This window comes from Nocardia amamiensis NBRC 102102, from assembly GCF_001612745.1.
Taxonomy (GTDB): Bacteria; Actinomycetota; Actinomycetes; order Mycobacteriales; family Mycobacteriaceae; genus Nocardia; species Nocardia amamiensis.
Map to the genome: position 1 here is coordinate 1 of NZ_BDBA01000010.1, position 11,460 is coordinate 11,460.

The window sequence follows — 11,460 nt, forward strand, 5'->3', positions numbered from 1 at the left end:
GAAGACGGACTACGTCCGGATCAAAAGCGACGCCCCCGTACACCGAGGAGTGCACGGGGGCGTCGAACGGTTGTCCGCGGGGTGTCAGGCCTTCTTCGGGGCGGCCTTCTTGGCGGGAGCCTTCTTCGCGGCGGTGGTGGTGGTGGCCTTCTTGGCCGGGGCCTTCTTCGGCGCGCCGTTCGTGACGGGAGCAGGGGTCTCCTCGGTGGTCACGTCGACGACTTCGGCCTCGACGACCGGATCCGCCTCGGCGGCGTCCTCGGCCTTGGCCGGACGGCCGAGCAGCCCGTTGACGCGGTCGAGCACGTCCTCGGCGCGGCTCACCGCGTCACCGTAGAGGGTCTCGACCTGGCCGATCCGCTCCTCGACGCGCTCGTTGGCGCGCAGCCGCTCGATGGTCTCCTCGCCCCGGATGGCGAGGTCGGCGTAGGCGTCGAGCACCTGGCGGTAGTACTTCTCGGCCCGCGCGCGCAGCTCCTCGGCGGTGAACTTCTCGCGCAGCTCGGCGAGATCGTCCGGCAGCTCCGAAGGCAGCCCCGACAGCCGCTCGCGCAGCGACTCGAACTGGGCCTGCACATCGGCGGGCACGTTCGCGAAGCGCTCGCGCGCCTCGTCCACCCGGGTCTGAACGTCGGCGGCGGTAGCACGCTCGCGAACCTGCGCGACGACGTCGTTGACGGCGGCATAGAGGGCGTCACCCGCGCCGACGGTGGCGAGTAGCGGCTTGGTCACGGTGGCGTTCTTCTCGGTCATGATGTTTCGTTCTCCTGGCGTGGCGGAGTGTCGGTTGTCGTGCGCGGAACGTCGCTGTCCCAAACGTCCCCCCCTGCCTCGTTTCCTCCGTTTTCCCGGCGAAACGATTCATAGATGTCCAGCAGCACCTGCTTTTGCCGCTCACTGATCGACGTGTCGGCAAGCAGGGCATCCCGGACCGGACTGTGCGGCCGCTGCTCGAGATAGCCAGCCCGTACGTACAAGACCTCCGAGGAGACCCGCAGCGCCTTGGCGATCTGCGTGAGCACTTCGGCGGACGGATTGCGCAGTCCGCGCTCGATCTGACTGAGATACGGATTGCTCACCCCCGCCAGCTGGGCGAGCTGGCGCAGCGAGACTTGCGCGGCTTCTCGCTGCGCCCTGATGAAGCCTCCGATGTCGTGCGCCGCGCTGGCGACGCGACCCCCTCGTTCGCCGACACCGGACGAGTGCTCGTCCGATCTGTCGGTGTACTCGGCGGAAACCTCGGGCTGGTCTGCCATCACTCACCTTCTGGCGGTTGTACGGGTTCGATTCTAGGTCAGGGTGCTAGCTATTGCAAGCAGCGTGCTAGCAGAGTCTCGGCAAACGGCCCGCGCACCGCGGATCAGCCGCCGAACATCAGATGGGAGATCGTGTATATCGCCAGTCCGGCAAGCGAACCGACCACGGTGCCATTGATGCGGATGAACTGCAGGTCCCGGCCGACCTGCAATTCGATCTTCTTGCTCGCTTCGTCGGCATCCCACCTGGCAACCGTGTCGGTGACCAGAGTGCTGATCTCATCCGCATAGTTCCCCACCAAGTAGCGGGCGCCCCGGTCGATCCAGCCGTCCACCTTCGTGCGCATATCGGTCTCGTCGCGCAAGCGCTCACCGAGCTGCTGCACGTTTTCGGCGACCTTGCGCCGCAGCATGCTGTTCGGGTCGTCGGCCGACTCCAGGATCAGCCGCTTGGCCGCCCGCCACGTGGCCTCGGCCATTCCGGTGATCTCCTCCCGGCCCATGATCTGCGCCTTGACGCGCTCGGCCTTCTTGATCATGGCGTCGTCGTATTGCAGGTCTTCGGCGAATTCCTCCAGGAAGCGGTTCGCCGCCAGCCGGACCTCGTGCTCGGGGTTGGAACGGATTTTCCAGGTGAACTCGACCAGCTCCCGGTAGATCCGCTCGGAAAGCAGGATGTTGACGAACTTCGGCGCCCACTGCGGTGCGTCTCGCAGCACGATGCGGTCGATCGTCTCCTGCGAGCCGAGCGCCCATTGGTGCGCGCGCTCGGCGAGCAGATCCAGCAGCGCCTGCTGCCGGTTGTCGGCGAGCAATTCCGCGAGCACCCGCCCGATCGGCGGGCCCCACAGTGGCTCGGCGATCCGCTTGACGATGGTGTTGTCGATCACCTGCTGCACGTCTTCGTCACGCAGGACCCCGACGACGGCGCGCAGAATCGTCGAGCTCTCCTGGGCCACCCGGGCGGCGTGTCCGGGGTCGGCCATCCAGCGCCCGACCCGCCAGGAGATCTGCGCGGACTTCAGTTTCGTCGAAACTACTTCCGGCGCAAGGAAGTTTGTACCGACGAAGGTGCCGAGGCTGGCGCCGAGCTGGTCCTTCTTGCGCCGGATGATGGCGGTGTGCGGGATGGGCAGGCCGAGCGGGTGCCGGAACAGCGCGGTCACCGCGAACCAGTCCGCCAGCGCGCCGACCATGCCCGCCTCCGACGCCGCACGCAGGTAGCCGACCCAGTCGCCACCCGCGCCGCGCGATTCGGTCCAGCGGCAGAACAGGTAGATCGCGGCGGCCAGTGCCAGCAGGCCGGTGGCGAGCGCCTTCATCCGCCACAGGTCGCGGCGCTTGGCCGCCTCGTCGAGCACGGCGGCGAAGCCGAGCGACGCGGCGGCAGGCGCGGTCGGGGCGTCCAGCACCGCGGTGTTGCCGGGAGCTTTCTCCATGCCTCCCATTCTGCTGTGCTTCGGCATCTGGGCGAGCCGGCGAGTGGCACTCGACACGCCAGGCGAGCCCGACGCTGTGGTTCCCGCCGCATCCGGGCCCAAACGCGCATATCACCGGTATTCGGGACCTAAGCTGGTAGCCACCGGAGCAATTACGAACGAGGGAGCCCACGCTGTCCACCGAAGACCTTGTCGACATCGGCGAGCGACCGACGGCGGTGCGCGGCGGCCGGATGGACGGCCGCAAGCGCCGGTGGCGGCAACACAAGATCGATCGCCGCGAGGAGCTCGTCGACGGCACCCTCGCCGCCGTCCGCGCGCGCGGCAGCAACGCGGGCATGGACGAGATCGCCGCGGAGATCGGCGTTTCCAAGACCGTGCTGTACCGCTACTTCTCCGACAAGAACGACCTGGTCCACGCGACCATGCAGCGGTACATCGAGACCACCCTGATGCCAAGGGTGTACGGCGCGATCAGTCTGGACGCCGACGAGTACCAGCTGGTCCGCTCGGCGCTGGCCGAGTACGTCGGCACGGTCGACGAGGACCCGGAGGTCTATCGCTTCATCATGGGCAACGGCGCGGCCGACCAGACCTCGCTGGCGGAGTTCGAGAAGCTCTTCGCCGAGGTGGTGTGCACCGTCATCACCGAGCGCGCCCTGGAGCGCGGGGTCGCGACCGAAGGCGCGGCGCTGGCGTCGTATGTGCTGGTCGGCGGCATCCAGCTGGCGACGCACTGGTGGTCGACGAACAAGTCGCTGTCCCGCGAGGATGTCATCGACTACCTCACCATGCTGGCCTGGAGCGCCATCGAGGGTATGGCCCGCGCGGGCGGTTCGCCCGCGGCGTTCAACGCGCAGCCGCACGTGCTGCCCACACCCGAGGCGCCTGCGGCGGACTGATCAGGCCGATCGGCCGGGTGCTAGCTGGACCGCTAGCAAAAGTTCATCAGCCCTCTCGACTTTGCCGAAACGTTGGCTACTCTGAAGCCGAGCGGTGCGCCGAGTGCGCTGCGTCACCGCAAGCGCCGTACTCGACGGCGGTCCGCGGGCTCTGGTCACGCGAGCTACCGCCCGCGTGTCCGTCGCTGAAGACCGCGGCACCAACGGAGGTACCTCGATGGCGAAGCAAGTGCCGACGTCTCGGCTTGCTCGTGGCACCAAGCTGGGCGCGGTGGCGGCGAGTTCGGTGCTTCGCACACAACGGACGCGGCTGACCATGCGGGGCAGGTCCGAGGCCGTCCGGGCGAAAATGGCCGAGGAATCCATGATTCGCACCACCGAGCAGGTGGTCATGGTGCTGGGCACCATGAAGGGCGTGGCGATGAAGCTCGGGCAGATGATGTCGGTGCTCGACCTGGATCTCGTGCCGGAGAACCACCGGGAACGATTCCAGAAACGCCTGGCCGTGCTGCGCAACGCGGCGCCTGCGGTCTCCTTCGCGGCCATGCGCACGGTGATCGAAGAGGATTTCGGCAAGCCGCTCGACGCGGTGTTCGCCGAGTTCGACGCCGAGCCGGTGGCCGCGGCCTCGATCGGCCAGGTGTACCGGGCGCGCCTGCACGACGGCCGCCGAGTCGCGGTGAAGGTGCAGTATCCGGGCATCGACACCGCGGTGCGTGCAGACCTGAAGAACCTCGCGATGTTCCGGCGCGTGCTGCAGTCCGCGATGCCGTGGGTGACGCCCGCGGTGCTGGACGAGCTTCGGCTGAACATGGAGGGCGAACTCGACTACCGTGCCGAGGCCGCGACCCAGCTGCAGATCGCCGAGCTCTACACCGCGCATCCGTTCATCATCGTGCCGCGGTCGCTGCCGGAGTTCAGCACCACCCGGGTGCTGGTCACCGAGTACGTGGAGGGCAAGGGCTTCGAGGAGATCCGGCGACTGCCCGAGGCCGAACGCAACCGGATCGGCGAGATCATCTACCGGTTCTACGTCGGTTCACTGTTCGCCTTCAACGAGTTCTGCGGCGACCCGCACCCGGGCAACGTGCTCTTGGCCGAGGACGGACGGGTCGGCTTCCTGGACTTCGGGTTGTTCAACCGGATGGATCCCGAGCATGTGCGGTTCGAGGTGATCTGCCTGCGCGCCGCCGCCGAAGAACGCGCCGAAGACCTGCGGCAGTTGATGATCCAGCACGGAGTAATCGATTCGCCGCAAGAGATCGGCGCCGAGGAGTGCCTGGAGTACGTGCTGGCCGCCTCGGAGTGGTGCCTGGTCGACGAGGAGCTGACCATCACCCCCGAACTGGCCAGCGGCGCCTTCCTGCTCGCGGTCGACCCGAGAGCCAGCGAGTTCACCGGGATGAAGCAGCAGAATCTGCCGCCGGAGCACCTCTTCTCGCGCCGCGCCGACTTCCTGACCTTCGGCATGCTCGGTCAGCTCGGCTGCACCGGGAACTGGCACCGGGTGGCCCGGGAATGGCTGTACGACGAACCACCGGTCACCGAGCTCGGCCGCGCGCACCGCGCCTGGCTCGCCGACCATCCGCCCGTCGCGCCGAAGCGGTCGCGCGCGCGGAAGAAGACAACCAAGTAACCGCCGACCGGCGACCCGACCCAGAACGGAAGACCATGGCAGACACACGGGAATTCGACCTAGTCCTCTTCGGCGCGACCGGCTTCGTCGGCAAGCTGACCGCGGAATACCTCGCCGGCGCCGCACCGGAATCCGCGCGCGTCGCGCTGGCCGGGCGGTCACTGGACAAGCTGACCGCCGTCCGCGACGGACTCGGACCGAAGGCCGCCGATTGGGGCCTGGTGCTCGCCGACTCGACCGACCAGACCGCGCTGGACGAGCTGGCCGCGCGAACCACGGTGGTGGTCACCACGGTTGGTCCGTATCTGCGCTACGGGATGCCGTTGGTGGCGGCGTGCGCCAAGGCCGGAACCCACTATGCCGACCTCACCGGTGAGCCGCTGTTCATTCGCGACGCCATCGACGCCTACCACGACCGGGCCGCCGCGACCGGCGCGAAGATCGTGAATTCCTGCGGTTACGACTCGATTCCGTCCGACATCAACGTGTACCAGCTCTACCGCCGCTCGGTCGAGGACAACACCGGTGAGCTGGTTGACACCACGACCGTCGCCTCGCTCAAGGGCGGCGCCAGTGGCGGCACCATCGATTCCGGACGCGCGATGATGGAGGCGGTCGCCGCCGACCCGGCCAAGGGCAAGGTGCTGTCCCACCCGTATTCGCTCAGCCCGGACAAGTCGCGGGACCCCGATGTCGGCCGCCAATCCGATCAGGCGCTGTCCCGGGCGAGCGCGATCGATCCGAGCCTGGACGGCTGGGTGAGCACGTTTGTCATGGCCGCGCACAACACGAAGGTCGTGCGCCGCACCAACGGACTGCTCGGCTGGGTCTACGGCAAGAATTTCCGCTACCGCGAGGTGATGAACGCGGGCAGGTCGCGGATGGCGCCGCTCATCGCCGCGGGTATGGCGGGCGGCATCGTGGTCGCCATGACCGCGGGCGCGCTGCTGTCGCGGTCGTCCACTGGCCGCAAGGTGCTCGACCGGGTGCTGCCCAAGCCCGGGACCGGACCGAGCGAAGAAGCCAGGACCAGCGGCTGGTTCACCATGAAGACGTACGCGCACACCACCTCCGGCACGAAATACGTGGCGACCTTCGCCGGCACCGGCGACCCTGGGTACAAGGCCACCGCGGTAATGCTCGGCGAGAGCGGCCTGTGCCTGGCGTTCGACGGCGACAAGCAACCCGACCTCGCGGGCATTCTCACACCCGCCGCCGCGATGGGCGACGCACTCGCCGATCGGCTGCGTGCGGCGGGCATGACCATCACAGTCGACCGCGCCTGAGGCACATCCTCGGTGAATCTCGCTCGCAAGACGATGAACGCCCCGGCCCTGGCCGCGGTGTACGAACGGGCCTGGCGGCCGACGGTGTTCTATCTCGCCAGCGGCCGCACCACGGCGGCGGACCGGCGCGACGCGGTCGCCACCCTGCGACTGCGCGGCCCACAGAAGGTGCTCGACATTGCCTGCGGGCCGGGCAATTTCACCAAGTACCTGAGCGAATCCCTGTCCGGTGACGGCTACGCGGTCGGCGTGGACTATTCCGCGCCAATGCTGGCGCGCGCCGTCACCGACAACGCCGGATCCCGCGTGGGCTATCTGCGCGGCGACGCGCGCACTCTCCCATTCGCTGACGAAGCATTCGACGCCGTCTGTTGTTTCGGCGCTCTCTACCTCATTCCGGACCCGCTTACAGCCACCCTCGAGATGATCCGGGTCTTGGCGCCCGGCGGCCGCATCGCCATCACCACCAGCCACCGCGCCGACAATCCCATCGGCGATATGAGCCGCGTGATCGGCGGTTGGAGCGGCCTGCGCGTCTTCGACACCAAGACCTTCCCCACCCTTTTTGCCGACAACGGCCTCGTGGAGATCGACCAGCGTATCCATCGAATGTTGCAGTACGTCAGCGCGACGAAACCCGCATAGTCTCGGCCATCTTGGCTAAGGGCCAGCGCGTGGATGCGTGAACTGCACTTCATCCGGACCGGCCGACTCGAATGACGGGAACGGCCGGATCCGGTCTACCATCCCGGCTTCGAAGAAGATCGCGAATGGGCGGTCCGCACACCCTTTGGCGTCAGGGTACGGGCGGGGCGGCACCGAGATCGACCATGCGGTGGAGGATGGCGGGAGCGAGCGCCAGCTCGAATTCGGTTCCGCTGCTTTCGAAGACGAAGGCGAGGTAGTTGTCGCGGTGTAGCGGGGCCAGCCGGACCGAGCAGTGCTCCCCCACGATCACCCAGCCGCCGATGGTCAACTGATCGGACATCGCAACTCCCACCCTTCGACGCTTCCGATAACTGGACTATGCCAGTTGCGGCAGAGGGGTGTCAACGGCGGAAATCGGCCGCTGAGCTGGTGGAATAATCCCGCTGGAGGATCCACCGGCCGGGCGGATGGACGGCCGCGCTGAACTCGAGGGCGCGGCCATCGGCGTCGAGACAGGTGCGGTGGACGACCAGCACCGCGGCCGGTGACGGCAGCGCCAGGTGACGGCGCTCGTCGGCAGTGGCCAGGCGGGCGCCGATGCGCTCGCGCACGACCGCGGTACCGCGTCCGATGTCGCACTCCAGGTAGCGCAGGGCCCTGCCGGGCAGACGCTCGCGGGTGAGCAATCGAGGGGTGGATTCGGCGAATTCGTGGGGATACCACGAGGTTGTCAGAGTCAGGGCGCCATAAGCGTTGATGCTCAATTCTTTTCGCAACACAGCACGCACGCAGGACGGGCCGAGCTCATCCGCGACCTCTTGCGGCGCCGTGACCACCGCCGCTTCGAGCACCGTCACCGAGTCGTCTTCGGACGGTGTTCCGTATCGCGGCGCGTTTTCCCGCATCAGGGCAGGCCGGTCGGTCACATACGTGCCCGCGCCGCGGCGGGACCGGACGATTCCCTGCTGGCGCAACGTGTTCAGCGCCTTCGCCGCCGTGGGCCGGGCGACCTTCCATTGGGCGGCGAGTTCCCGCTCCGAGGGCACCTCGGCGCCGGGAGCCAGCTCGCCGCGCTCGATGAGCTCACGCAGATGTGCCGAGATCTGCCGGTATTTCGGGAGTTCGTCGTCGATTCCGGCCATCATTCGCCTCCCCTGCCCCGCGAATCATTGTCCAGTCTAACAACGGGTCTTTCCGAAGTCCGGAAGCGTGCACCGAGGCGGTCCGCGCCGCGATACCTGGCGGTAGAGTGCGAATCCAGTACAGCGCGGTACGGACAGGACCGAGCGGAAGGGGGCTTCCTGATGGCAGTACCCGATACCGGACAAGGGACGGCGCGAAAGCTGTACGCGGCGGCAATCGGTGCGGGCGGGGGCGAACCATTCGAGCTGGACACCGCGGTCGCCGAGAATCTCGCCGCCGCATGCGACAAATTGGTGGACGATCTGCGTCGTGCCATGGACGACGGGCAACACGTCACGGACGTGACGGGCTTCCCGGACCTGCCGACCGGACACGCCCTCACCCGCGGCTTCGCCGACAAAGGCAGGCAGTACCTGGACACCCTGACAGCTTTCCAGGAAACGGCGCTGCTGTTCAAAGCCGCGTACCTGGCGGCGGCGAACCGGCTGGCCGACGCCGAGGCGGCGAATCAGGCCGCGCTGCGGTTGATCACCGAGTACCTGGAGCCCCGGTGAGCGAGTGTAGCGAGCGAACAATCGACACAGCCACGTTCGTGGTCATGACGGAGCCGAGCGCCAGCGAGGTGCAGTCATGAGCACGCGCCGGTGCGTCTGGACCGACTGAGGGGGAAGATCATGGCAGACTCCGCGGCACGCGCGGCCGCTGACGGCATCCGGCTGAAGCTGTCCGAATTCGCCGGTGGGGCAACCGATCCCGCCTACGCGCCGGACCGGGAGCTGTTCGGCGGCTGCACCCACCAGCAGATCTGGGATCTGGTGCACGAGGCGCTCGACCCGGCGGCGCTCGGCCGGACGGCCGCGGCATGGCATGCCAACGCCACGGCGGTTGCCGAAGCGTTCCAAGCCTTTTCCGATGCCGCCAACCGGGAGTTCGCGCAGTGGACCGGCCGCGCCGCCGATGCCGCGGTGACTGCGACCAGGGAGTTCGTCCGCGCGGGCGGCGAGGCGCACGATGTGTGCCGGGCGGTCGCGCGGCTCATGGAGTTGAATAGCGATGCCGCGCAAACGGTCCGGGGTGCGATCACGCCGCCCCAGCGGTACGAGCCGCTGGCCGACCCGGCCGCCGAAGCGGTTTACGGTGGAAAACGTAGGATGGAACACGATAGTGCGGCGGCAGACATCGAGGCGGATGTCCGGGACACGATGACCTACGTCTACACCCCGACCATGCCCGCCACCGGCGACCGCGTTCCGCAGTTCCCTCGGCCGCAGGAACCTTCGGCGGCGAGCAATCCCGCCCCCGCTGATCCCAGCACCCTCCGCGGAGGCGGCGCGCGGTGAAATGGGTGCTCACCCCGGACGAATTCACGCATGTCTGGACGAACGAAACAAGCCTGGACCGCAGGCCCTACCCGGTCAACATGGTTCCCGCGGCCACCGTGCGCACGGAGTCCGAGTATCGCGCACTGCGCTTGCCGCAGCGTTTCGCCCGCCAAGCCGACCCCGACCTGGCCGCCGCGCTGATGCTGTGTGCGCGCAACGACGCGACCACCATCACCGTCTCCGGCGAACGGGGCACCCTCTCGCGCGACGGGAACGCCGCGCAAGTCGAACGGATTCTCGCCTTCGCCGCGGTGGTGCACAACCACGCGGGCATCCTGGTGGCCACGCCGGAGAAGGTGACCGTGCTGATGTGTCATGCCCGCGCCGTGGGAGAACGCCTGGTGCAGATCATCGGCTCCGCCCGGGCGGGCAAGCTCGCCCCGATGCGCGAGCCGCAAGACGCGGTGCTGAGTCCTGATCGCACGGAGCCATTCGTCACCAATGGCCTTCGCGGCGCGGCGCGATTCCGCCAGACGCTACGCAAACCGGTCGACGGACGCGGCTTCATCACCGTGACGGTGCAGCCGGACAACCCGATGTCCCCGCCCACCCGCCACCGCACCTGGCTGGACTTCACCGGCGACGGCCGCTACCTGCTCACCACCGCACACGACCTCATCCTCACCCCGGTATCGGACGAGGAGTTCGCCGCTCAATTGCTGCGCTTGGCGCACGTCTGAAAGGGCGGACGCTGTCGTGTTGCCGATGGTCGAACTCCGGCGCTCGCTTCTGGTCTGATCGGCTGCGCTGGCGTGGTTAGCTGTAGGTCATGGCCAAGCAGTGGACGGTGGCGGCTACCGAGGCCCTGAAAGCCGATGGATTGCGGATCGCCGAGCTCGACACGTCAGCGCGGCCAGGTTTCACCGGCGACAAGCAGTCGGGCCTCGAGTTGCTCGCGGAACGAAGCCTGGTGCTGTCGGATCTGCAGGAGATGCTGTACGCGAACGGCCGCAGCGGCGACAAGCGCAGCGTGCTGCTGGTGTTGCAAGGGATGGACACCGCGGGCAAGGGCGGCATCGTCCGGCACGTCATCGGCTCGGTGGACCCCCAGGGCGTCGACCACACGGCGTTCGGCGTGCCGACTCGGGAGGAGCTGCGCCATCACTATTTGTGGCGGATCCGCAAGGCGCTGCCACGCGGCGGCCAGCTCGGCGTATTCGATCGCTCGCACTACGAAGACGTGCTGGTGGTGCGGGTGCACAACCTGGTGCCGCCCACGGAATGGGAGCCGCGCTACGACGAGATCAACGCTTTCGAGCGTGAACTGGTCGACGAGGGCACCACGCTGGTGAAGGTCGCCATGTTCGTCTCGCTCGACGAACAGAAGAAGCGGCTCGCCGAGCGCTTGGAGCGCCCGGACAAATACTGGAAGTTCAGTCCCGCCGACATCGACGAGCGTGCGCACTGGCCCGCCTACCAGCAGGCATACCAGGCGATGCTGGACCGCACCTGCACCGAATACGCGCCGTGGTACGTGCTGCCCGCCGATCGCAAATGGTTCTCCCGTCTCGCGGTCACCGAACTGCTCATCGACGCGCTCGAGCGCCTGGAACTCGACTGGCCCGCAGCGCAATTCGATGTCGAGGAGCAGAAACGGCGGCTCGCGCAGGCGTAGTGCCGCTCAGCAGACCAGTGGCCGTACCTCCTCGGCCACGAAGCGCAGGAACGCGGCGGGGTCCGGATCGTCGGCGGTGGTCTGCAAGACGACGGTGTCGGCACCCGCCTCGGCCAGTCGGATGACGGCTTCGGCAACAGCGTGCGCGTCGCC

General features: G+C 67.8%; 13 protein-coding genes. 8 read left to right on the plus strand and 5 right to left on the minus strand.

The window, feature by feature from the left end:
• Positions 1-84: 84 nt before the first annotated feature.
• The 3 genes from NA4_RS03060 to NA4_RS03070 form a co-directional block, all read right to left on the minus strand.
• The gene (locus NA4_RS03060; RefSeq protein ID WP_067463498.1) at positions 85-753 is read right to left on the minus strand and encodes a heparin-binding hemagglutinin; all 669 of its coding nucleotides are present in this window, start codon (positions 751-753) and stop codon (positions 85-87) included.
• Complete coding sequence (locus NA4_RS03065) at positions 750-1,256, minus strand: helix-turn-helix domain-containing protein (RefSeq protein WP_067463501.1); 507 nt, start codon at positions 1,254-1,256, stop codon at positions 750-752. Before NA4_RS03065 ends, NA4_RS03060 begins: the two co-directional genes overlap by 4 nt.
• 104 nt (positions 1,257-1,360) lie before the next feature.
• On the minus strand, positions 1,361-2,695 hold the full coding sequence (locus NA4_RS03070) for a DUF445 domain-containing protein (protein WP_174552901.1): 1,335 nt from the start codon (positions 2,693-2,695) through the stop codon (positions 1,361-1,363).
• A gap of 233 nt (positions 2,696-2,928) precedes the next feature.
• Between NA4_RS03070 and NA4_RS03075 the strand changes: the two genes are divergently transcribed.
• The 4 genes from NA4_RS03075 (at position 2,929) to NA4_RS03090 (ending at position 7,164) form a co-directional block, all read left to right on the plus strand.
• Positions 2,929-3,597, plus strand: a complete 669-nt coding sequence (locus NA4_RS03075) for a TetR/AcrR family transcriptional regulator (protein ID WP_084496755.1) — start codon at positions 2,929-2,931, stop codon at positions 3,595-3,597.
• A 217-nt stretch (positions 3,598-3,814) separates the two neighbouring features.
• Positions 3,815-5,233, plus strand: a complete 1,419-nt coding sequence (locus tag NA4_RS03080; RefSeq protein ID WP_067463527.1) for an ABC1 kinase family protein — start codon at positions 3,815-3,817, stop codon at positions 5,231-5,233.
• 35 nt (positions 5,234-5,268) lie between these two features.
• Positions 5,269-6,519, plus strand: coding sequence for a saccharopine dehydrogenase family protein (locus tag NA4_RS03085; protein WP_067463507.1), 1,251 nt, complete (start codon positions 5,269-5,271; stop codon positions 6,517-6,519).
• Positions 6,520-6,531: 12 nt separating this feature from the next.
• Positions 6,532-7,164 carry a class I SAM-dependent methyltransferase gene (locus tag NA4_RS03090; RefSeq protein WP_067463511.1) on the plus strand — a complete coding sequence of 211 codons (633 nt, stop codon included), beginning with the start codon at positions 6,532-6,534 and terminating at the stop codon, positions 7,162-7,164.
• Positions 7,165-7,315: 151 nt separating this feature from the next.
• Here the strand turns inward: NA4_RS03090 and NA4_RS03095 are convergent, their stop codons facing one another.
• Both NA4_RS03095 and NA4_RS03100 read right to left on the minus strand, forming a co-directional pair.
• Positions 7,316-7,507 (minus strand): hypothetical protein, encoded by a 192-nt coding sequence (locus tag NA4_RS03095; protein WP_067463513.1) that lies wholly within the window; start codon positions 7,505-7,507, stop codon positions 7,316-7,318.
• 61 nt (positions 7,508-7,568) lie between these two features.
• Positions 7,569-8,312 carry a GntR family transcriptional regulator gene (locus NA4_RS03100; protein WP_084496756.1) on the minus strand — a complete coding sequence of 248 codons (744 nt, stop codon included), beginning with the start codon at positions 8,310-8,312 and terminating at the stop codon, positions 7,569-7,571.
• Positions 8,313-8,471: 159 nt separating this feature from the next.
• On the opposite strand from NA4_RS03100, the gene NA4_RS03105 reads away from it, so the two are divergent.
• From NA4_RS03105 to NA4_RS03120, 4 genes are all read left to right on the plus strand, one after another.
• Positions 8,472-8,864, plus strand: coding sequence for a hypothetical protein (locus NA4_RS03105; RefSeq protein ID WP_067463516.1), 393 nt, complete (start codon positions 8,472-8,474; stop codon positions 8,862-8,864).
• A gap of 120 nt (positions 8,865-8,984) precedes the next feature.
• Positions 8,985-9,650, plus strand: coding sequence for a hypothetical protein (locus tag NA4_RS03110; RefSeq protein WP_245671068.1), 666 nt, complete (start codon positions 8,985-8,987; stop codon positions 9,648-9,650).
• A complete protein-coding gene (locus tag NA4_RS03115) occupies positions 9,647-10,372 on the plus strand; it encodes an ESX secretion-associated protein EspG (protein ID WP_067463519.1) in 726 nt (241 codons plus the stop codon). Before NA4_RS03110 ends, NA4_RS03115 begins: the two co-directional genes overlap by 4 nt.
• Positions 10,373-10,461: 89 nt before the next feature.
• Positions 10,462-11,307 carry a polyphosphate kinase 2 family protein gene (locus NA4_RS03120; RefSeq protein WP_067463521.1) on the plus strand — a complete coding sequence of 282 codons (846 nt, stop codon included), beginning with the start codon at positions 10,462-10,464 and terminating at the stop codon, positions 11,305-11,307.
• Positions 11,308-11,460: the final 153 nt, after the last annotated feature.